This is a genomic window from Streptomyces sp. URMC 126 (assembly GCF_051386555.1).
In the GTDB taxonomy this organism is placed as follows: Bacteria; Actinomycetota; Actinomycetes; order Streptomycetales; family Streptomycetaceae; genus Streptomyces.
Window position 1 is genome coordinate 1 of sequence record NZ_JBPQTX010000021.1, and the last position, 21579, is coordinate 21579.

14 protein-coding genes are annotated in these 21579 nt (G+C 73.2%); 9 read left to right on the top strand and 5 right to left on the bottom strand.

Annotated features, from left to right (window positions below; genetic code table 11):
* Window positions 1-81: 81 nt before the first annotated feature.
* Both ACSNOK_RS04585 and ACSNOK_RS04590 read left to right on the top strand, forming a co-directional pair.
* Window positions 82-1413, top strand: a complete 1332-nt coding sequence (locus ACSNOK_RS04585; protein WP_436779274.1) for a cytochrome P450 family protein — start codon at window positions 82-84, stop codon at window positions 1411-1413.
* Between the two features lie 110 nt (window positions 1414-1523).
* Window positions 1524-2483 carry an L-tyrosine/L-tryptophan isonitrile synthase family protein gene (locus tag ACSNOK_RS04590; protein ID WP_436779254.1) on the top strand — a complete coding sequence of 320 codons (960 nt, stop codon included), beginning with the start codon at window positions 1524-1526 and terminating at the stop codon, window positions 2481-2483.
* 123 nt (window positions 2484-2606) lie between these two features.
* Here ACSNOK_RS04590 and ACSNOK_RS04595 read toward each other — a convergent pair whose 3' ends face one another.
* Together ACSNOK_RS04595 and ACSNOK_RS04600 are read right to left on the bottom strand one after the other, a co-directional pair.
* Window positions 2607-3491 (bottom strand): ABC transporter permease, encoded by an 885-nt coding sequence (locus tag ACSNOK_RS04595; protein ID WP_436779255.1) that lies wholly within the window; start codon window positions 3489-3491, stop codon window positions 2607-2609.
* Window positions 3488-4495, bottom strand: coding sequence for an ATP-binding cassette domain-containing protein (locus ACSNOK_RS04600; RefSeq protein WP_436779256.1), 1008 nt, complete (start codon window positions 4493-4495; stop codon window positions 3488-3490). The genes ACSNOK_RS04595 and ACSNOK_RS04600 overlap by 4 nt, the downstream gene beginning before the upstream one ends.
* A gap of 271 nt (window positions 4496-4766) precedes the next feature.
* Between ACSNOK_RS04600 and ACSNOK_RS04605 the strand changes: the two genes are divergently transcribed.
* Together ACSNOK_RS04605 and ACSNOK_RS04610 are read left to right on the top strand one after the other, a co-directional pair.
* Entirely contained in the window at window positions 4767-5108 is a 342-nt protein-coding gene (locus ACSNOK_RS04605; RefSeq protein ID WP_436779257.1) for a PadR family transcriptional regulator, read from the top strand.
* Window positions 5105-5851 (top strand): permease prefix domain 1-containing protein, encoded by a 747-nt coding sequence (locus tag ACSNOK_RS04610; RefSeq protein ID WP_436779258.1) that lies wholly within the window; start codon window positions 5105-5107, stop codon window positions 5849-5851. The genes ACSNOK_RS04605 and ACSNOK_RS04610 overlap by 4 nt, the downstream gene beginning before the upstream one ends.
* A 104-nt stretch (window positions 5852-5955) precedes the next feature.
* Here the strand turns inward: ACSNOK_RS04610 and ACSNOK_RS04615 are convergent, their stop codons facing one another.
* Both ACSNOK_RS04615 and ACSNOK_RS04620 read right to left on the bottom strand, forming a co-directional pair.
* Window positions 5956-10410 (bottom strand): hypothetical protein, encoded by a 4455-nt coding sequence (locus ACSNOK_RS04615; protein ID WP_436779259.1) that lies wholly within the window; start codon window positions 10408-10410, stop codon window positions 5956-5958.
* A gap of 333 nt (window positions 10411-10743) precedes the next feature.
* Window positions 10744-11208 (bottom strand): DUF2690 domain-containing protein, encoded by a 465-nt coding sequence (locus ACSNOK_RS04620; RefSeq protein ID WP_436779260.1) that lies wholly within the window; start codon window positions 11206-11208, stop codon window positions 10744-10746.
* 294 nt (window positions 11209-11502) lie between these two features.
* On the opposite strand from ACSNOK_RS04620, the gene ACSNOK_RS04625 reads away from it, so the two are divergent.
* Window positions 11503-12897 carry an NAD(P)/FAD-dependent oxidoreductase gene (locus ACSNOK_RS04625; protein WP_436779261.1) on the top strand — a complete coding sequence of 465 codons (1395 nt, stop codon included), beginning with the start codon at window positions 11503-11505 and terminating at the stop codon, window positions 12895-12897.
* Window positions 12898-12952: 55 nt separating this feature from the next.
* Here ACSNOK_RS04625 and ACSNOK_RS04630 read toward each other — a convergent pair whose 3' ends face one another.
* Entirely contained in the window at window positions 12953-14089 is a 1137-nt protein-coding gene (locus ACSNOK_RS04630) for a questin oxidase family protein (RefSeq protein WP_436779262.1), read from the bottom strand.
* A 397-nt stretch (window positions 14090-14486) separates the two neighbouring features.
* Here ACSNOK_RS04630 and ACSNOK_RS04635 point away from each other — a divergent pair, with 397 nt between their 5' ends.
* From ACSNOK_RS04635 to ACSNOK_RS04650, 4 genes are all read left to right on the top strand, one after another.
* Entirely contained in the window at window positions 14487-15746 is a 1260-nt protein-coding gene (locus ACSNOK_RS04635) for an MFS transporter (protein ID WP_436779263.1), read from the top strand.
* Window positions 15747-15815: 69 nt separating this feature from the next.
* A complete protein-coding gene (locus ACSNOK_RS04640) occupies window positions 15816-17123 on the top strand; it encodes a non-ribosomal peptide synthetase (RefSeq protein ID WP_436779264.1) in 1308 nt (435 codons plus the stop codon).
* Between the two features lie 143 nt (window positions 17124-17266).
* Window positions 17267-20374, top strand: a complete 3108-nt coding sequence (locus tag ACSNOK_RS04645; protein ID WP_436779265.1) for a non-ribosomal peptide synthetase — start codon at window positions 17267-17269, stop codon at window positions 20372-20374.
* Entirely contained in the window at window positions 20371-21528 is a 1158-nt protein-coding gene (locus ACSNOK_RS04650) for an acyl-CoA dehydrogenase family protein (protein ID WP_436779266.1), read from the top strand. The genes ACSNOK_RS04645 and ACSNOK_RS04650 overlap by 4 nt, the downstream gene beginning before the upstream one ends.
* Window positions 21529-21579: the final 51 nt, after the last annotated feature.

The following is a 21579-nucleotide window of genomic DNA, read 5'->3' on the forward strand; positions in this document are numbered from 1 at the left end:
AGAGACAGCCCCAATGACCCCGCCGACCCCTCCTCCCACACCGTTTCCGGCGGGGACCGGCCGAAGCCGGAGCGGGCGCCCCTGCCGGACCCCGTGCCGCTCTACGGCGAGGCGTACAAGACCGACCCCTATCCGCTGTACACGCGCCTCCGCGAAGAGGGCCCCCTGCACCGGGTGCACTTCCCCAGCGGCGTCCACGCCTGGCTGGTGACCGGCTACGACGCGGCCCAGCAGGCGCTCACCGACGACCGGTTCGGGAAGAACCACGACCTCGGGAACGACGCCTGGCGGGCCAAGGCCGCCATCATGCCGGAGCCGCAGCACTCCCAGCTCCAGGTGCACCTCCTGCACCAGGACCCGCCGAAGCACACCCACATGCGCCGGATGGTCACCGACGCCTTCGCGCCCCGCGCCGTCGAGCGCCTCCGTCCGCGCGTCCAGGAGATCGCCGACGAACTCCTCGACGCCGGCCTCGCCGCCGGGGCGAGCGAAGGCGCCGGAGCGGGCGAGGGCGCGGGGGAGGCCGGCGGGCGGGCCTTCTTCGACGCCGTCGAGGGCTTCGCCGCGCACTTCCCCTTCCGCGTCCTGGCCGAGGTCATCGGCCTGCCCGACGAACTGGCCCGGGACTTCGACCGCGACTGGGGCAAGGTCGTCCAGCCCGTCGGCCCGAGCGACCCGCAGCGCCCGCGGTACGAGGGGCGGCTGCGCGCCCTGCAGACGTACATAGCCCGCGTCACCGAGGCCAAGCGCCGCGAGCCCGGCGACGACCTTCTGACCGCCCTCGTCGCCGCGCACGACGCCGGCTCGCTGACCACCGAGGAGACCGACTCGATCGTCTTCCAGCTGCTGGTCGCCGGACAGGAGCCCGTCACCAACCAGATCACCACCGCGCTGGTGGCCCTCCTCCGCCACCCCGAGCAGCTGGAGCGGCTCCGGAGCTCCCTCGCCGAGGAGGACGGGGGCCAGGCCACGCTCGCCCGCGCCGTGGAGGAACTGCTGCGCTACGACAGCGCCTTCGAGCTGACCACCTGGCGCTTCTTCGCCGAGGACACCGAGTTCCACGGCCGGACCGTGCCCGCCGGCGACTCCGTCATCGTCTCCCTCAGCGCGGCCAACCGGGACCCGCGGCGGTTCCCGGACCCGGACACCCTCGACCTCGGCCGCAAGCCCAACCCGCACCTCGCGTTCGGCCACGGCATCCACTTCTGCCCCGGAGCCGCCCTGGCCCGCATCGAGCTGCAGACCGCGCTGCGGACGCTGCTCACCCGCCTCCCCGACCTCCGGCTGGAGGCCGCCCCCGGCGAACTGCCCTGGGTCCACGCGGTCCTCGCCCGTGGGGTGAACCGGCTGCCGCTCAGCTACGCCCGGGACGCGGGACCGGACGCGGCGCCGCGCTGCCCCGTCCGCCACTGACCACCACCGCACCAACCACCCGCACCACCAGGACCACCCGACAACCCACCCATGGCCCGTGACGGCGATCCCGCCCCGGGCCGCCTTTTCACCAGGAAGCGAGACCACCCATGCCCGCCACCACCCCGTCGGCCACCGAGACCCTCACCGACACCGCCCACGCCGTCCTCTCCCTGCTCCTGCCCCACCGCCGGACCACCGAGCCGGACCCGGAGAACGACACCACCCACGACTTCCCGCATCAGATCCGTCAGATATCCCACCACCTGGAACGCCGGGAGCCCATCCTCTTCTCGCTGCCCGGCTTCCCCTGCAAGTCGCCGAACACCGCCAAGGTGATCAGCCACCTTCCCGACGAGGGCGAGCGGCTCGCGCTGCACTTCCTGCAGGAGCTCTGCACCCGTATCGAGAAGGTCTATTCGCCCGGCGCGCGGGTCCTCATCTGCTCGGACGGCCACATCTTCGGTGACGTCATCGGCGTCCCGGACGAGCACATCGACGCGTACGGCGACGCCCTGCGCACGATGATCGAGGAGGAGGGCCTGGACCACCTGGGCACCTTCGACCTGCGCGACGTGTACGGCCCCGACCTGGACTACGACGAGAAGCGCCGCATGACGGCCGAGCGGTACGCGCCCACCGTCGAGCAGCTGCGCGCGGAGGTGAAGACCGACGAGTCCACCCTGCGCATGTACCGCGGCATCACGCGCTTCCTCGTCGAGGACACCCCGGACTGGACGGGCAGCAAGGCCGCCCTCCAGCGCCAGTCCCGGCAGCGCGCCTACCACGTCATCGCCCGCAGCCGGGCCTGGGCCAGCCTGATCGCGGACTACCACCAGGACACCGTCCGGCTGTCCATCCACCCGCAGAACCGCAACGAGGCCAAGTACGGCATCAAGTTCCTCGACACCAACAACCCCTGGACCACCCCCTGGCACGCGACCCTGCTGGAGCACCCCGACGGGTTCCAGCTGCTCCCCCACACCCAGGCCGCCGAACTGGGCGAGCCCGTGCGGGACAAGGGGCGGATCACCCACTACCGGACCGCCGCGCCCATGCCGCGGGTGTAGCACGGGGTCCGGGCCCGGCGGCGGCCCAAGCGGGGGCGGGGCGGGCGCCGGGTGTGCGCCCGCCCCTGCCCCGGGCCGGGCGGCGGGCGCGTCCCGCCGTCCGCCCGGGGTCCCGGGCGGACGCTACTTGCGGGCGTAGAGCCGCATCGTGACCGGGCCGAAGACCAGGACGAACAGGGCCGACCAGCCCAGCGTCCAGGCGATGTGCGCCGACGGCGTACCGCCTTCCGTCAGGCCGCGCACCGCGCTGCACAGGTGGGTCAGCGGGCTGTTGTTGACGAACGCCTGGAGCCAGCCCGGCATGGTGCGCGGTTCGACGAAGACGTTGCTCAGGAAGGTCAGCGGGAAGATGACCGCCATCGACACGGCGATCACCGCCTTCTCGGTGCGCAGCAGCAGGCCGAACATCGTCCACAGCCACGAGAAGCAGAAGCTGAACAGGAGCAGCAGCGCCACCCCGCCCACCACGCCGCCGGCCCCGCCGTGCGGCCGGTAGCCCATCACCAGACCGATGGCCAGCATCATCACCGAGGCCAGGACGTACCGCAGCATGTCGCCGAGCAGGTAGCCCACCATGACCGAGGGGCGCCACACGGGCAGGCTGCGGAAGCGGTCCAGGACGCCCTTGGCGATGTCGGTGTTGACGGCCATCCCCGTGTACATGGTGATCATCACGACGGACGTCACCATGATCCCGGGCAGCAGGTACTGGAGGTACGCGCTGGTCGAGCCGGCCAGCGCGCCGCCGAACAGGTACGTGTACATCAGCACCAGCATCACGGGGAACGCCGTGACGTCGAAGAGCTGCTCGGGCACGTGTTTGATGCGCAGCACGGCCCGCCAGCCGAACGCCAGGGACGTCGTCAACGCGCCGGGGCGCGGCGGGCGTTCGCCCGCGACCAGCGCGCCGATCAGCGCGTTCGCCCCGGGTCCGGGCGCTTCGGCCGCGTCCGTTCCGGTGCCCGCGCCGGATTCCGACCCCGTCCCGGGGCCCGTCACCGTGGTCATACCCCCACCTTCCCCGGCAGCCGGCCGGCGCCGGAGCCGTCGTCCGTCAGCGTGAGGAACACCTCGTCCAGGCTGGGCTGGCCGAGGGAGAAGGACTCCACGCCGATGCCCGCCCGGGCCAGTTCGGCCAGGGCCCTGGACGCCTGTTCGGCCGCGGCCGTGCCGCCGCCGCCCAGGCGGACCGTGAGGGCCACAGGGTCGTCCTCCCGCTGGGTCACCCCGGCGAGGCAGGCGTCCAGTACGCCGGCGGCCCGGTCCCGGCATCCGGCGTCCTCCAGGCGGACGTGGACCGAGCCCGCGCCGACGGACGCCTTGAGCTCCGCCTTGGTCCCTTCGGCGATCACCCGTCCGCGGTCGAACACCGCGATGCGGGAGGCCAGCCGGTCGGCCTCGTCCAGGTACTGGGTGGTCAGCAGCACGGTGGTGCCGTGCGCCACGACGGCGCGCACCATCTCCCACACCTGGTTGCGGCTCCGGGGGTCGAGCCCGGTGGTGGGCTCGTCGAGGAAGAGCAGGTCGGGCCGGCTCACCAGAGAGGCGGCGATGTCGAGCCGGCGCCGCATCCCGCCCGAGTAGCCCTTGACCTGCCGGCCGCCGGCCTCGCTCAGGCCGAAGCCCTCCAGCAGCGCCGCCGCCCGCCGCCGCGCGCCCCGGGCCCCGTAGCCGAGCAGCTTTCCCAGCAGTACGAGGTTCTCCGTGCCGGTCAGGTCGTCGTCGAGGGAGGCGAACTGGCCGGTGAGGGACACCCGGGCGCGTACCCCCTCGGCGTCCCGCACCACATCGCGGCCGAACACCCGTACCTCGCCGCCGTCCGGGCGGAGCAGGGTCGCCAGGATCCTCACGAACGTGGTCTTGCCGGCCCCGTTGGGGCCCAGCACCCCGTAGACGCCTCCGGTGGGGACCGTGAGGTCGACGCCGTCCACGGCCCGCACCCCTCCCCCGAACTCCTTCACGAGCCCCGCTACTTCGACCGCCGCACCACTGCTCGGCGCCACCGCGGCCACCCCCCTTCCGTCTGCAGCACCCCTCCCGGACTCCCGCGCTCCGCGCAGCTTCATCCCCTCCTTCCGGCCGCCGGGCCATGCGAAGGCCGGCCCGGCCCAACCTGCCCGGCCGCGCCCGGCCAGGCAAGTGTTCGAGCGGTGATCAACACCGTTGATCCCAGGGGAGGTTCAGCGGGCTCCGGCGTCTTCCGCACCCTACACCCCCACGTGTCAATATGTTGGCTGGAAATACATAGCACACCGACAAGTCGCCTGAGTAGCCTGTCTACTTATGAGGCAGAACGCTGTACGGGGACATCTCGACGGGCTGCTGCTCGCCGTGCTGGAGACCGGCCCGCTCCACGGGTACGCGATCATCACGGCGGTCCAGCAGCGCAGCAACGGCATGCTGGAGCTCCGCACCGGCACCATCTACCCGGCGCTCAACCGCCTGGAGCGGCTGGGATTCCTGCGGAGCACCTGGGAGGCGGACGGCGAGCGGCGGCGGCGGCGCTACGAGCTCACGGACGCGGGCCGGCAGACGCTGGCGGCCGAGCGGACCGCCTGGCGCGAGTTCACCACGGCGATCGGCTCCGTGCTCAACCCCGTCGCGCGCCCCGGGCTCGCCTCGTGATCCCCGACAGCCCGGCGGACCGGCTCGCGGAGGGCCCGGAGGCCCCCGGGGCCGGCGCGTCCGCCGTTCTCCGCAAGGCCGGTGATCCCGTCGAGGAGCACTTGGCCGCCCTCGGCGCGGCGCTCCACGGCCCGCCCGCCGCCAAGGCGCGCCTGCTGGAGGAGTTGCGCGGCGGCCTGCAGGACGCCGTGGCCGCGCACGTCCAGGCGGGCGTGGACCGGGAGCGGGCGGCGGAGCTCGCCGTCCGCGAGTGCGGGGCCGTCGACGAGCTCCTCCCCGCCTGTCAGCACGAACTGACCATCGCCCAGGTCCGGCAGACCGCCCGCGCCACCGCGGCCGCCACCCCGCTCCTCGTCGCCGCCTGGTACCTTCTCCACACCACCGCCCCTTCCGGCGCCTGGCACCTCTCCCACACCGCGCATCTGCTGGCCACCCGGCTCACCACCTTCACCGCGCTCGCCGCGTTCCTCGCCTTCGCGGCGATCGCTCTGACCGGCACCCTGGCCCGCTGGATACCGACCCCGTCCCGGCTCCCCCGCACGGTGGCCTGGACGAGCACGGGGGTCACCGCGTCGATGGCGGTGTGCACCCTGGCTCTCGCCACCACCATGCCGCTCACCGGCCACTGGCCGCTGACCACCCTGGCGACCCTGCTCACCGCCGCGTCCCACGCCGTCACCGCGGGCCCGGCCCGGGCCAGCCGGCTCTGCGCGCGGCTGCCGGTCCCGGCCCTCCGCCCCTGACGACGGCGGTTCCGAGGGCAACGCGAAGAGGGGAGGGAGACCGGACCCTCGGGTCCGGCTCCCTCCCCTCAGCGGGATGTCATCTCACCGTGCCGGTCTCCCGGTCACCGGGTGAGGTTGACCTTGAACTGCTGCTCCGGCTCGTCGCAGTGGGCGACCTTGTCCGGCCGGTTACCGGGTCCGTCACCGAAGACCGGGACCGGGGCGTCCACGCCCCACGGGTTGCCTCCGCTGCCCCGCGTCCCCACGCTGCACCAGGCGTAGGCGTTGCCGTTGGGCGCGGTGGCGGGGAAGTTGGAGAAGTTCTTCCAGTCGCCGATGTTGATCCGCTGGTTGGACGGGCGGCCCAGGTTGTCCGTCATGCGGTCGTCGACGTACAGGTAGAGGTCGGGCATGTAGGACTGGTAGACGATGCCGTCGGACGGGTTGGCGTCCTTGTTCTTCAGGTAGTGCGTCGGCTTGACGGACCCGTCGGCGCAGAACGCGGCCGCGACGTCCTGCCAGATCGGCGGCGCGTTGCCGATCATGGAACCCCACATGTTGTTGTTCCACGAGCCGCTGTTCTTGAAGAACATCGAGTAGACGTCCCCGGCGAACCGCCGCACCGCGTGGTTGGTCTCCGTGTTGTCGTTGATCTGGTCGACCCACTTCTTGACGTTGTCGTTGACCGACTTGTGGCCGATCATCGCGCGGTAGCCGTGCACACCGCCGCCGACCGCGCGGAAGTCCACGCACTGCTTGGCGTCGTCGAGGCGCGCGGCGCGGAAGTGGGGGAAGTACGCCTGCCCGGGAGTGTCCCCGTCCTCATAGGGGCGGGAGTACTTGACGTTGCCGTACTCCAGCGCGTCCTGCGTGCTGTAGTCGATGTCCGGGGCGGGGATGCCGTAGTCCGCCTCGATCGCCTTCATGATCTTCGTGACGAAGTAGGGCAGGTGGGCGTTGCCGACGCGGTTCCGGTAGTCGGACCCCACGCTGCCGTCGACGATCTTCCCGTCCTCGCCGACCACGAAGGTCACGCTGACATCGGACTTGATCTTGTAGCTGTTCGGGTCCTTGAACATCTCGGACGCCGGCTTGGACGCGTCGGGACGCTGCGGGTTCGCCATGGCCATCCAGATCGGAATGGACATCGCGGGGACGGAACCGTCGGCGTTCGGCTTCCAGCCGCCCGCCTTGATGTCCTTCGCCCACTTCTCGGCCTCGTCGTACGTCTTCTGGCCCGTGCACTCGCCCACGGCCTTGGCTTCCTTGCAGCGGGCCTCGTAGGTGAGGCCGAACGCCTCGACGCCGTTGCCGTTGTTGTTCCACAGCGGGCCCCGCTCGGCGAGCCCCAGGCCCCACTCGTAGAGCGACTTCATCGACCGGACGGGCGTCTCCAGCGACGTCACCGGGGAGTTGGAGTTCAGCTCCTGGTTCGGGTCGAAGACCGCCGCGGCGGTCAGGGAGCGGCGGACGAACTTGCCCTTGATCGGCTTGAAGGCCACGGAGTTCCAGGCGACGTCCTCGTCGGCGGTGCCGCCCTTCGCGTAGTTCGTCAGCTTCACCTTGGGCGTGGAGGTGAACTTGTAGGCGCCCAGCGGCACCCACTTGCCGTTGTTGGCGTTCTGGTCCACGACCCGCTCGTACGGGCCGCCGACCGCGCCGCTGATGACGTACGTGGCCCGCTCGGTCTGGGCCCCGGTGTCGGGGATGTACGCGTAGACGGCGGCGATGTCGTACGTCTTGCCCGCCGTCCACTCGCCCTCGATCGTCATGCGGTTGCCGTCGCCGCCGAGGTGGTCGTCGTCACGGGTGTGGGTGTACCAGAAGTGACCCCCGTGGCCGCCGCCGATCGAGTGCAGGTCGGCCTTCGCCTCGTAGTGCTTGTCCCAGTCGGGGTGGAAGGTGAACTCGAACTTGCCCGTCGACGACGCCTTCCCGCAGCTCGACCACGTCTCCGTGCCGGCCGGGATCGAGGCGACGACGTCCGCGCCGCCCGGCGCCCCGCCGCACACCGGCTCACCGTTCTTCAGCCGGTAGCCGCGGCCGGGTTCCTCGCGCAGGGTGACGTACTTGATCTTCTCGTTGCCGCACGAGTCCTTGCAGTCGGCCTTCCAGGTGGCGTTCGCCTGGGTCCACCAGAACTGCCGGTAGCACGCCTCGTCCGGGCAGTCGACCGGGTTGCCGGGGTTGCAGCCGTTGTTCTTGTTGCAGAAGGTGTCCAGCGGGGGGCTGACGCGGGAACGGCTCTGGACGCTGAGCCACCAGGCCGGCTGGAAGCCCGCGGTGGAGTAGCCGGACTCGCCCTTCCAGCCCTGCTTGCCGTCCGTGTCATAGGAGAAGCCGGTGTCGATGGACCAGGCGGCCCAGCCCATCACCTTCTCCTCGTACGGCCAGTTCTGCGGGTGCGCCGCGTCGGTGATGTTCTTGGCGTTCAGGGAGGTGTCCATGAAGGGGTGGTCCCAGGCGCCCTCCTTGTACATGGGGTTCGCCGGGTTGTTGTACCAGCCCAGGCCCCAGCGGCCGCCGTTCTTGCCCGCCTCCGACTTCGGGTTGAAGCCGAGGTTGTAGTTCCAGACGGCGGTGAACCAGTTCTCCACGCGGGACGGGTCGTCGTTGTTGACCGTGATCTTCTGGCCGTCCTTGTGGACCTCGTTCCACTTGTCGGCGAGGATCTTCATCGAGGCCGCGATGTTGGTGGCGTAGTCGACCGCGATGATCTTCTGGAGCTTGGGGTCGAGGCTCGTCTCGGTCTTCTGGCCGGTGGCCTTGTCCGTCTTCTCGTGCCCCTTCATGCGCATGCCGTCCGTGACCTGGCCCACGCCGTAGCCGCAGTCGGACTTGTCCCAGTTGATGCGCCAGTAGCCGAGCAGGGTGTCCTTGGTGTTGTGGCCGTAGTAACCGTCCACGGCGGCCAGCGGGTTGCCCATCTGGCCGGGGATGGCCCCGGACTCGGCCTGCCACATGTTGGACTCCTGGGCCAGGATGCCGAGGAGGACGTTGGCCGGGATCCGGCCGCCGCCGTTCAGCGACGGGAGGGGGAACAGCCCCTGCGGGTCGATCGTCCCCAGCCCGGCCTGGTCACGGTAGCCGCCCTGGCGGATCCACTTGCCGCGCAGCTCGCCGCGGACGGCCATGTCCGCCGCCCACTCGACCTGGTTCGGCGTCGGCTGCAGCGCCTGGACGCTCATGTCGTTGCGGGAGACCGAGCACCAGCGGTCGGTGTCGGTCGGATCGTGCGAGACGGGCGCGGGCGCGGGGGCGGGCGCCTTCACCGCAGGCCCGCCGGCCAGCGTCCGCGGCTGGGTGCCGCCGGTCAGCGCGGGCGAGAGGCCCTCCTTGAGGCGCGGCTGCGCCGACGCCACCCGCTGCTCCACCTTGTCGCCCGTGGGCGTGGCGGTCGAGGTGACGGTCAGCGTGGTGGCGGCGTCCGCCACCCCTGGCGCCTTGCCGGAACGGGACCGCACGCCCGCCTCCGGCTCGTTCGCCTTGTCGAAGCTCTTCCCGCCGCCCTTGATGCGGGTCAGACCGGCGCGGACGCCAGGGGTGAGCACGGGGTCAACGGCGAGGCGGCCGAGCGACGAGACGTCGGTGTCGGCCGGCGCGTCGATCCGGGTGATCCCGCTCCCCTCGGTCTTCACGTCCTTGGGGCTGCCGGTGAGGAAGGCACGGCCCTGCGCGCCCTGTACCAGGTCGAGGTCGCCCAGGGGACCGGTGGCCACCGTGCGCGGTGCGCCCTGTCCGCCGGCCACCTTCACCTGCGCCGTCTTCGTGCCCTTGCGGTCCATGAAGCCGACCCTGCCGTCGGCCAGGGGGCGGATGTCGAAGGGGACGCTGTCGCCCTTGGCGAGCCGGCTGGTCTTCCCCCGGCCGTCGATCCGCACGAGGTCGCTGCCGAGACCGGCGACGACGCCGTCCTTGACGGGGGCGGCCGACGACACCTGCCCGCGCACCTCACCCGTCTTCAGGACCGTCTTGCCGGACGTGTCCACGGTGATCACGCGGGTCTTCGTCCGCGACAGGTCGTTCATGTCGCGGTACTGGGTGAAGGCGGCCGTGTGGGTGGTGGTGTTGCAGGTGGGGTCGAAGTACGCGAGCGTCGCCGTGAACGGCAGCTTCGTCACCGCGCCCGTCGTGGTGTTCACGATCGCCGTGAACGCGCCGCCCTGCATCAGGTCGGGCTTGTTGGTGAAGGCGCGCGGGGCGTACACGGCGGCGACATGGGAGTCGTCCATGACGCACTGGTTGCCGATCCACGTATCGGCGGGCATGCCCGGCTCGTTGAGGACGGCGGCCGTCTTCCACGCGTAGGCCCGGCCCGACTCCGCGGCGAGGATGCGCAGGCCGGCCGAGTCGGCGGCGGCGGTGACGGCCTGGTCCTTCGAGGTCTTCCAGTCCTTGCCGAGGTGCTCGTCGGGGTCGGCGACCGCCCCCGAGTCCGCCGGCGCGCCGACGGGCTTCGTCTCGGCGGGCGGGGCGTCCGGTGCGGCGAGCGCCGCACTGCTCTGTATCAGCCCGGCCAGGACGGCGGCGGCCGCAAGCCCCGCGATCCCGGCACGGGCCGGTCTGAACGATGTCAACTCTTCCGTCTTTCTTCGCAGTGGGCACGCGACGGAAGGGAGTAATGATGCGCGATGCACCGTATCCGCGCCTCCCCCTGGCGTCGGTGCGACGGCGGACCGGCCGCGAGGGCGCGTCCGCCGAGTGATCGCGCTCATCTAAGACCGGAATAAAGCCCTTGCGCAAGAGGGAATTTGAGGGGCTGGAGCGCACACCAGACATTCCGGTGCGCTTCTTTCGCCGAGTGTTGTCGAAGAGAAAACGGAGAGCGGCCGGGCCGCGTCGCACACGCCGGCCCGGCCGCTCTCGCTCCGCCCGATATCAACCGGCGTCCGGAGCGGAACCCGGGGACATTACCCCCACTTGTTGGTGCACTGGACGCCGTAGGGCGCGCCGCTGTCCTTCTTGAAGCCGACGCAGGCACGGTAGGAGTAGTCGTTGCCGCCGAGCATGTTCGACCAGTCCGACTCGTTGTACTTGCCCGGGGTGTCGACGCTCAGCGAACGGACCAGCTTGCCGTGCGTGTCGTACTTCTCGATCGTGGCGTAGGAGTCGTAGTAGGACGGGGTGGCCTTCTGCGTCGTACGGACCCAGGCGGCGCGGCACTTGTTGGACCAGCGCAGTTCGGCGACCCGGCCGTTGTTGTTCACGGTGCCGTGACCGACGGCGTCGTCCTCGCAACCGGTGCTCTTGGGGCCCTTGTTGTCGCAGGCGGTTCCGTAGCAGCCCGCCGCGTAGGAGGTGCCGGCGAGCGGGATCAGGCCGAGGACGACGGTCGCGGCGGAAACGGCGGCGACACGAGAAGCAATCTTGAACATGGGTTACCTTTGCGTGCGTTGACGTGGGTCACGAAGGACCCGCAGGCGCGACAGCCGGAGGGAAATACGCGAATCCGGCTCGATGTACGCTCGCCACGACCACAAACCCCCCGGCTCGTGAAATCACCGGCACGTATGCTGGATCAGGGTCATGTGGCGGCGCTGATCAATATAGGGTCCCCCGACACCACTGTCCACCATGGACATGACCATCCAGTCGTCAACTACTGTGCCGCCACGGACCGCACGGCGTCCGAGGACTACCTTCGCCGCCGAGCGAGCACACGTCAGACCATGACGACGCATACGACCACCACGGAGGCGGCCCGCACGGCGGACCGCCCGCGGATCCTGATCGTCGGCGGCGGGTTCGCCGGAGTGGAGTGCGCCCGGCGGCTCGAACGCCGGCTCAAACCCCATGAAGCGCTGATCACTCTGGTCACGCCTTTCGACTACCAGCTCTACCTGCCGCTTCTGCCCCAGGTGGCCTCGGGTGTTCTCACCCCGCAGTCGGTGGCGGTCTCGCTCCGCCGCGGGCTGCGCCGGACGCGGATGCTGCCGGGGGGCGCCATCGGGGTGGACGCGGCGGCCAAGGTCTGCGTCGTACGGAAGATCACCGACGAGGTGGTGAACGAGCCGTACGACCTCATCGTGCTGGCACCGGGCAGCATCACCCGGACGTTCGACATCCCCGGCCTGGCCGAGCAGGCCCGGGGCATGAAGACCCTGGCCGAGGCCGCCTACCTGCGTGACCACGTCATCGCCCAGCTGGACCTGGCCGACGCCGCCACCGACGCCGCGGAACGCGAGGCACGGCTGCGCTTCGTCGTGGTCGGCGGCGGCTACGCCGGCACGGAGACGGCCGCCTGCCTGCAACGGATCACCACGGCGGCCTGCCGGCGCTACCCGCGGCTCGATCCCCGCGACATCCACTGGCACATCGTGGACAAGGCCCCCAAGCTGATGCCCGAACTCGGCGACCGGCTGGGCGCCGAGGCGGCGCGCACCCTGCGGCGGCGGGGCATCGAGGTCTCGCTGGGCGTCTCGGTGGCCAAGGCCACGGAGGACCGGGTGACGCTCACGGACGGCCGGGAGCTGCCGTGCCGGACGCTGATCTGGACGGCCGGGGTGGCCGCCAGCCCGCTGGTCGGCACGCTGGGCGCCGAGACCGTCAAGGGGCGGCTGGCCGTCACCGACCGGATGACGCTGCCCGGCTTCGACGGCGTCTTCGCCCTCGGCGACGCGGCGGCCGTGCCGGACCGCGCCAAGGGCGACGGCGCCGTCTGCCCGCCCACGGCCCAGCACGCCCAGCGCCAGGGCCGGGTGGCGGCCGACAACGTGGTGGCGTCGCTGCGCGGCGAGCCGCTGCGCCCGTACGTCCACAAGGACCTGGGCCTGGTCGTGGACCTCGGCGGCAAGGACGCCGTCTCCAAGCCGCTCGGGGTGCAGCTGACGGGCCTGCCGGCGCAGGCGGTGGCCCGCGGCTACCACCTGCTCGCCCTGCGCACCAACGTCGCCAAGGTCCGGACGGCGACCAACTGGCTGCTGAACGCGGCGGCCGGCGACGACTACGTCCGTACCGGCTTCCAGAGCCGCCGCCCGGCCACGCTGCGGGACTTCGAGTACACGGACGTCTATCTGACGCCCGAGGAGATCCGCGCCTACACGGCGTCCGCCGCCCGGGGCTGACGGCGGACGGGCCGCCGCCCGGGGGCCGGGTGCCCGGCCCGCGAGCGGCGGCGGGTCAGGTCCCGGGCCGCAGCGTGCTCGCGCCGCCGCCCGCGTCCAGGCGGGGGATCCGCCGCTGGGCGACGGCCGCGGCGGCGAGGTAACGCAGGTCGGGCCGCAGGGCGTACTCGCGCAGACAGGCCTCGGTCAGCTTGATGACGTGCTCGTCGCCGTGTTCGGCGGCCCGGGCGGCCAGTTCCCCGGTCGCCGGCAGGTCCGGCACCTCCTCGCGCCACGCCGTCGTGCCCTCGCCCCGCCGGTCGGTGGTCAGCGCCAGCAGGAAGGCGGAGTGCACCTGCCAGAGCCGGGCCAGCGTCGGCCCGTGCAGCGCGTGCGGCAGGTGCGGCAGCACCAGGCGGGCGGCGGCCGGGGCGGTGACGCCGTGCACCAGCGGCACCGGGTACACCTCGGGGTGCCCGAGGTAGACGTCGGCGAACTGGACGGTCATCTCGGTGAGCAGGCGGGACGCCTCCTCCGGCGCCAGCCACTCCAGCGCCTCCCCGTAGACCGGAAGGTCGCCCAGGGCCGCGAACCGGCCGCCGACCACCCGGGCGTTCAGCGCCCCCTCCGCGGGCGTGCGCGGCAGGGCGGCGACGGCGGTGGGGACGGTGTACGTCCCCGCGAGGCGCGGCGAGCCGGGCAGCTCGGTGTAGCGGGCCGCCCAGTAGGCGAGCCCGCGGGCGAGTTCGCGGTGCTGGTACGCCGTCGGCCGGTCGCCCGCAGCGTAGAGGCCGCGCACGGCGTGCGCGGTGCGGATCAGACCGTGGGTCAGCCCCGCGAACAGCCCGGGGAGCAGCCGGGGCCACCAGCGGGCGAGCACGTCCCGCCAGGGCGCCTCGGCCAGTTCGCGGGTGAACAGGCCCTCCCAGTCGCCGGCCCGGTGGAAGGCGCCGAGGGCGGGCCGCCAGGAGCTCTCGTCGGTGTCGAGGGGGAAGCGCTCGGACGGTGGCTCGTGGTGCTCCATGGCCTTGCGGTACCGGACGACCCAGCGGGCCACCTCGTCCCCGTGGCCGAGCAGGGCGAGCGCCTCGGCCCCCATCGGTCCGTGGTTGGCGAGGTCCATGCCCTCCCCTCGTTCGTAGCCGAGGTCGTCGAGCCGTTCGAGGGCGTCGTTGAGGGCGTCGTGATAAGTGACCGGCGACACGTGGGACACCAACCCTTCGGGTTTCCGCGCGGTTTGTGCATCCGGGACTCTTCGTTCCGCAGTATGCCGCACACGGATCACGCTCCGCGCCCGGCCCCTTACTTGATGAATTCTCAACCGCTTACGGACGGGGTGTTCGCCTCCCGCCGCGACGCCCGGAGCCGTGGGCACCACCCTCGAACACCGAGATCCGGCCATCCGCACGACCCGTCCCCTTTTGGGCCGCGCACCCCCTCGGTCACGCAGCGCACCGGGCGTTACGTCACGTGTCGTTCACCTGACGGACCGCAGTCCTTCACCGCTACCCCGGTCATCACTGTCCGCAATCCGAACACAACTGACCGAAAATATTCGCAGTTTTTGACTGAAGCCGCCGCTGTAGCCAAATGTCTGTCAAATGTTGTCAATGACGTCCGAGAGCCGCGACGGCCTCTTACGCGGCAGGGCCTCCCGGGACTTCCGGCTGCTGCTGTCCGGCGCGGCCGCGGGCCAGCTGGGCGCGCAGGTGACGCTCGTCGCCCTGCCCCTGGTCGCCGTGGTGGAGCTCGACGCCTCGCCGCTGCAGACGGGGATCCTGACCGCCGCCGAGACCGCCGCGTTCCTGCTGGTGGGCCTGCCGGCGGGCGCCTGGGTGGACCGGATGCGCCGGCTGCCGGTGCTCGTCCGCGCCGACCTCGTCCGCGCCCTCGCGATGGCGGCCCTGCCGCTCGCCGCCTGGGCCGGCGTCCTGACGATGACCCAGCTCTACGTGGTCGCCCTGATCACCGGCGTCGCCACGGTCTTCTTCGACATCGCGCACCAGAGCTACCTGCCGTCCCTCCTCCCCCGCGAGAAGCTGGTCGCGGGCAACGGCGCCCTGGAAACGGTCCGTTCCTCCGCCCAGATGGCGGGCCCCGGAGTGGGCGGCGTCCTGGTGCAGGCCGTCGGCGCGCCCCTGACCCTGCTGGCCGACGCGGTCGGCTACCTTCTCTCCGCCCTCTGCCTGCGCGGCATCCGCACCCCCGAACCCCCGCCCGCCCCCGCCACCGGCGAACCGCTGCGCGCGCAGATCCTCGAAGGGCTCGCCTTCGTCTTCCGCGATCCCGCCCTGCGCATGATCGCCTGCTCGACGGCGGTCGCGAACTTCTTCGCCGCCATGCTCACGGCCGTGCAGACGGTGTTCCTGGTCCGGGTGCTGGACCTGCCGCCGGGCCTCGTCGGGCTGATGCTGTCGGCGGCCGCCGTCGGCGGGCTGGCCGGGGCGCTGTGCGCGGACGTCCTGGGACGGGCCGTCGGCAGAGCCCGCGTCATCTGGCTCGCCCCGCTCCTCACCGGGCCGTTCGCCCTGCTCTGGCCGCTGGCCGGGCGCGGCGCCGCGGCGGCCTGGTTCGCCGTCGGCGAGGCCGTGGTCTTCTTCGGCGCCGTGGTCTACAACGTCGCCCAGGTCAGCTTCCGCCAACTGCTCTGCCCCGACGCGCTGCTGGGCCGGATGAACGCCACCCTGCGCTTCGTCGTCTGGGGCACGATGCCCTTCGGCGCCCTCGTCGGCGGAGCCGTCGCCGGGGCGTACGGCGCCCGTACCGCCGTCTGGCTGTGCGCCGCGGGCTTCCTGCTGGTGCCGCTGCCGCTCCTGCTCTCGCCCCTGCGACGGCTGCGCGACCTGCCGGCCGTTCCCACCGCGGGCTGAGCCCCCGCTTTCCCCGCTCCCCCGGCCCTTACGAACCGCCGCGCCGTCCCCGGCGCGCGGGAGGTCACCGTGCAGTCCCCCAGCATCACCTCGTCCTACCTCGACCGCTACCGCCGGCTCACCGGCCCGGACGGCCCCGGCGGCGCGCCCGGTGCCCCGCTGCCCGTCACCGGGGCCCAGCGGAGGTTCCTCCTCGCCCGCCGGCTGGACCCGGCCGGGCGGCCCACGCTCGTCCCCCTGTTCTTCGCCTTCCCCGCCGGGGCGGTCGACCCCGCGCGGCTACGGGCCGCCGCCGGTCACCTGGCCGCGCTGCACCCGGCGCTCCGGGCGCGCCCGGAGGTGTCCCGGGGCGTGCCCGTGCAGCATCTGGGCGCCCCGGAGGGGTGGGTCCGCGAGGTCCCGGTCCCGCCCGGCGCGACGGCGGCCGAGGTGCTGCCCCGGGCGCTGGCCGACTGGCCGGCCGACGGGCCGCCGCTGCGGCTGTTCCTCGCCACGGGCGACGCCGGAGCCGGGGGCGCCGGAGCCGGGGGCGCCGAGGACGTCCTGGCGCTCGTCCTCGACCACGCCGTCTGCGACGAGCAGTCGCTGGGCGGCATCACCGACGGCCTCACCCGCGCCTACGCCGAGGGGCTCGGCCCCGACGACGTCCCGGACGAGCGGGTGGCGGCGGGCACGGCCGCCTACCGCGAGGCGGTGACGCTCCAACTCGCCGCAGAGGAGCGGGCGTCGGCCCCCGCGGCCCGTGCCTACTGGGCCCGCCGGCTGGCCGGGCTGCGCCCGCCGCCCCCGCCGGCGGCCCGTCCCGGGGCGGCCGGCACCGGCAGCGCCCGGTCGCGGCTCCCGCTGCCGGCCGGCGACGGACGGGCGGCGGCCTTCCCCGCCGCGCTCGACGCCTGTGCCCGCGCCGCCCACGTGCTGTACGGCCCGGAGCACGTCCCGGCCCTCGGCTACCCGTGGGGCGGCAGACCCGCGGCGGCCGGGCCGGTGCTGGGCTGCTTCCTCAACACCGTCGTCCACCCGGCCGGCACCGAGAGCCCGGAGGCGCGCACCGACGCCTGGTGGGACGACCTGGACCACGCCGACGCCCCCTTCGACGAGGTGGTGCACGCGGCCCGGGGCGCGGGCGTCCCCTGGACCGGGCGGTTCGACGGGCTGCTGACCTTCGAGGACCTCGGCCGCCGGCCGCCGCTGCGGCTCGGCGGCGCCACCGGCCGCGAGACGCACCTCGACGACCGGCCGCTGCAGGCGCCGTTCGCGGTGTCCGTCTCCTACGGCGACGACCTGCTCGTCCGCATGGCGTGGCGGCGTTCGGACGTCGCGGACGACCGGGCCGAGGACGCCTTCGCGGCCCTGGTCTCCGCCCTCGCCACCGCCTGACCCCGCCCGCTCCCCCACCACCCGTGCGGCGCTCCGGCCCACCGGCCGGCCGCCGCGGCGGCGCGCCCCCGTCCCACCCGACGGGACCGCGACCGCGCCCCTTCCGATCCGCCACATCCCCCACCCCTACGGAAAGGCAGACCGTGTTCGCGCTCTCCACCTCGCAGGAGATCGTGTGGCTGCACGAGCAGATGCTCCCCGGCAGCCGCGCCTACAACTTCACCGCCACCCTCGACCTCCGCGGCGACCTCGACGAGGACGCCCTGCGGGCCGGCCTCGCCGCCGTCCTGGACCGGCACCCGGGCCTCCGCCTCGAACTCGTGGAGACGGCCGCGGGCCTGCCCGGGCAGCGGATCAGGGAGAGTTGTCCGCCACGCCTGCGGACCGTCGATCTGAGCGGGGAGGAGGATCCCGAGGCCGCGTTCGCCCGGCTGCTGCGCACCGAGGCGGAGACGCCGCTGGACGTGTGCGAGGCGCCGCTGCTGCGCTGGACCTTGGCCCGGCTGGGCGACGGCCGGCACCGGCTGGTCCACGTCGAGCACCACCTCGTGCACGACGGGCACTCGTTCGCGATCCTGCTCCGCGACCTGTTCACCGTCTACCGGGCGCACCTCACGGGCGAGCCCGTCGTCCTGCCCGACGCCCCGTCGTACGCCGAGCACGTGGCGGCGGCCGAGGGGCCGGGCCGTGACGAGCGGCGGGCGGCCGGGCTGGCGCACTGGCGGCGCGAGCTGGACGGCGCCACGTTCGACCTGCCGCTGCCCGGCCTCGCCCGGCCGGGGGTCCGCCGCCGGCACGCGGGCGCGCAGTTGCGGCAGACGGTGGAGCCGGAGCTGGCCGAGCGGCTGCGGGAGCACAGCCGGGCCATGGGCCACACCCCGTTCTCGACGCTGCTGGGCCTGTTCGCCGAGCTGCTGCGGCGGTACAGCGGGCGGACGGACCTGGTGGTCGGTACGGCGGTCGGCAACCGTCCGGCGGGCTTCGAGGAGACCGTCGGCATGTTCGTGAACACCATCCCGCTGCGGCTCCGCCTGGACCCCGAGGCGGGCGCCGACGAGCTGGTGGACGAGGTCACCGACGGGCTGATCCGGGCGCTGCCGCACCAGGACGTGCCGGTGCAGGTGCTGACCCGGGAGCTGGGCCTGCACACCTCGGGCGCGGACAACCCGCTGTTCGACGTGATGTTCAGCGCCCATGACGCGGTGCTGCCGGAGACCGAGGTGCCGGGTCTGGAGGTGTCGCTGTTCGAGGGCTTCAACACCGGGACGACCCGCTTCGACCTGGACCTCGTGCTGATCCCGGACGACCGGCGCGTGGTCGGCCCGCGCTCGGGGGCCGGCGGGATGACGCTGGTGTGGGACTACGACCGGGACCTGTTCGACGAGGAGACCGCCCGGCTCCTCGCCGACCGCTTCCTGAGCCTGGTCCGCGCGTACCTGGACGCGCCGACGGCGCCGGCCGCCGCGCTCGACCCGGAGCCGGCGCCGGCGGCCGTCGCCGCTCCGGTGGAGGGCGCCGACGACGTGCTGGACCCGCTCGCCCGGCACGGTGCCGGCCGCGTCGCCCTGCTGAGCGGCGCCCGCAAGCTCACCTACGGCGAACTCCACAGCATGACCGACGAGCTGGCGGGCCGGCTGACGGCGGCCGGGGTGCGGCGCGGGCAGCCGGTGGCGGCGGTCCTGCCGCGCGGCGTCCACAGCGTGGTGACCCTGCTGGCCTGCCTCCGGCTGGGCGCGGTCTACTGCCCGCTCTCCCCCAACGACCCGGCGGACCGGCTGGAGACGCTGCTGCGCCGGCTGCGTCCGGCCCTGGTGCTGACCGACCGGGAGAGCGCCCTGGCGCTGCCCGCCGAAGGGCTGCCGCTGGCCCTGCTGGACGGCCCGGACTTCCCGGCGGCGGAGCCGGCCGAGCCGCTGGCCGACGCGGCGTACGTCATCCACACCTCGGGCTCCACCGGCCTGCCGAAGGCCGTGGTGGTCGGCCGGGCCGCGCTGGCGCACCACGCGCGGGTGGCGGCGGAGCGGTACGCGCTGTCGCCGGAGGACCGGGTGCTGGTGTTCGCCCAGCCGTCGTTCGACGTGGCGCTGGAGGAGGTGCTGCCGTCGCTGCTGGCCGGCTGCTGCCTGGTGCTGCCGCAGCGCGAGGTGCCGACGGCGGCGGAGCTGGTCGCCGTCCTCGCCTCGCGGCGGGTGACCGTGGCGAACCTGCCGACGAGCTATCTCCTCGCCGTCCGCGCGGAGTTGACGGAGGCGCTGCGGGACGGCATGTGGGCACCGCGGCTGCTGGTGGCGGGCGGCGAGCGGCTGCCGGCGGCGGCGCTGCGCGAGTTGCTGGCCGCGACGGACGCGCCGCTGCTCAACGCGTACGGCGTGACGGAGGCGACGATCACGTCGACCGTGCACGAGGTGGACCGCGAGGGTCTCGACGACGCGGCGGAGGTGCCGCTGGGCACCGCCCTGCCGGGCGTCGGCGTGCACGTGCTGGGCGCGGGCCTGCGCCCGCTGCCCGTCGGGGCGGTCGGCCAGCTGGCCGTGTCCGGCGCCGCGCTGGCCGAGGGCTACCTGGGCGACGAGGAGACGACCGCGGCCCGGTTCGTCCGCGTGCCCGCCCTCGGCGGCGAGCGCGTCTACCTGACCGGCGACCTGGGCTTCACCGGCCGGGACGGGCTGGTCCGGTTCCTCGGCCGGCACGACAACCAGATCAAGCTGCGCGGCTACCGCATCGAGCTGGAGGAGATCGAGGCCGCGGCCTCGGCCGAACTCGGCGGCCGGTCCTGCGCGGTGGTGCTCGGCCGTTCGGCGGCCGGTCCGTGCCTGATCGGGTTCCTGGACGGGGGCGCGGAGCCGGACCAGGTGGCGCTGCACCGGGCGCTGTCCGAGCGGCTGCCGGCCGCGCTGGTGCCGTCCCGCTGGATCCGGCTGGAGTCGATGCCGCTGCTGTCCGGGGGCAAGCCGGACCGGACGGCGCTGACCCGGCTCGCCGAGACCACCGAGGAGGCGGCCCCGGAGGAGCCGGAGACCGCCGGGGACCCGGCCGTCGCCCTGCTGGCCGAGGGCTGGCGGGAGGTGCTGGGCCACGACCGGTTCACGCCGTCGTCCCACTTCTTCCAGGTCGGCGGCCATTCGCTGCTGGCCGCGCAGCTCGCCGCGTGGCTGGAGCCGCGGCTGGGCGGACGTCCGCCGCTGCGGGTCCTGTTCCGGCACCCGGTCCTGTCCGAGCAGGCGCACGCGGTGACGGAGGCCGTCCGATGAGCACCTCCCCGTCGTCGGTCCTGGAGGCCGGCCACCGCGAGATCGTCGACTCGTTCGCCTCGTTCGTCCGCCGCGAACTGGTGCCGCTGGCCGCCGAACTGCCCGAGAGCGGCGACCTGCCCCCGGCCGAGATGCGGGACTACGTCCGGCGGCGGTCGGCGAAGCTGGGCTTCTACGCCGCCGACCACCCGGAGGAACTGGGCGGCTCCGGCATGCCGTTCACCGCCGTCGTGCAGCTGCACCACGCGGCGGGCAGCAGCGGCTGCCCGCTGGCCCCGTACGCCCTGGCGGGCTCGGACGGGCCCAGTCCGCTGCTGCGGCAGGGCACGCCCGAGCAGATCGAGCGGTACCTCAAGCCGCTGGTGCGCGGCGAGGCGACGCGCTGCCTGGCGCTCACCGAGCCCAACGCCGGGTCCGACGCCTTCCGGCTGACCAGCACGGCCGTCCGGCGGGACGACGGCGGCTGGGTGCTGTCCGGCCGCAAGACGTTCGTCAGCAACGCCGGGCACGCGGACTTCGCGCTCGTGGTGGCCCAGGCGGAGGCCGGGCCGACGGCGTTCGTCGTCGGCATGGACCACCCCCGGCTGCGGATCGGCCAGCGCTACGCCGGCATGTCCGGCGAGGAGCTGTACGAACTGGTCCTGGACGGCGTGGAGTTGCCGGCCGACGCGGTCGTCGGCGGCGAGGCGGGGATCGGCGCGGCGCTGGGCCACGGCATCGACAGCCTCTCCCGGGGCCGGCTGGTGGTGGCCGCGATGTGCAACGGCATCGCCGAGTACGCGCTGCGGCTGGGCGTCGAGTACGCCCGCGAGCGGCGGGCGTTCGGCGAGCGCATCGGCGCCTACCAGCACGTCCAGGAGCACCTGGTGACCAGCCGCGCCGAGGTCGAGGCGGCCAAGCTGCTGACGCTGGCCTGCGCCCGGCTGGTGGACGACGGCACGGAGACCCCGGAGAACGCGGCGCTGGCCAAGCTCACCGCCTCCGAGACGGCGGTGCGCGTGGTGGACCGGGCGCTGCGGGTGCACGGGGCCACGGGGTGGGTGCGCGGGCACCCGCTGGAGTTCCTGTACCGGTACGTCCGGATGATGACGATCATCGAGGGGACCTCGGAGATCCAGAAGGTGATCGTCGCCCGGGCCATGGGGCTGGGATGACCGGCGCTCGGACACCGGACTTCGCCTCCCTCTCGAACACGATCGAGGACA

Excerpts from the sequence above, each read along its gene's own strand:
- ACSNOK_RS04650 (WP_436779266.1), top strand. The coding sequence starts at position 20,371 with ATGAGCACCTCCCCGTCGTCGGTCCTGGAGGCCGGCCACCGCGAGATC.
- ACSNOK_RS04605 (WP_436779257.1), top strand. The coding sequence starts at position 4,767 with ATGAGGCAGAACGCTGTACGGGGACATCTCGACGGGCTGCTGCTCGCC.
- ACSNOK_RS04635 (WP_436779263.1), top strand. The coding sequence starts at position 14,487 with ATGACGTCCGAGAGCCGCGACGGCCTCTTACGCGGCAGGGCCTCCCGG.
- ACSNOK_RS04625 (WP_436779261.1), top strand. The coding sequence starts at position 11,503 with ATGACGACGCATACGACCACCACGGAGGCGGCCCGCACGGCGGACCGC.
- ACSNOK_RS04595 (WP_436779255.1), bottom strand. The coding sequence starts at position 3,491 with ATGACCACGGTGACGGGCCCCGGGACGGGGTCGGAATCCGGCGCGGGC.
- ACSNOK_RS04620 (WP_436779260.1), bottom strand. The coding sequence starts at position 11,208 with ATGTTCAAGATTGCTTCTCGTGTCGCCGCCGTTTCCGCCGCGACCGTC.
- ACSNOK_RS04590 (WP_436779254.1), top strand. The coding sequence starts at position 1,524 with ATGCCCGCCACCACCCCGTCGGCCACCGAGACCCTCACCGACACCGCC.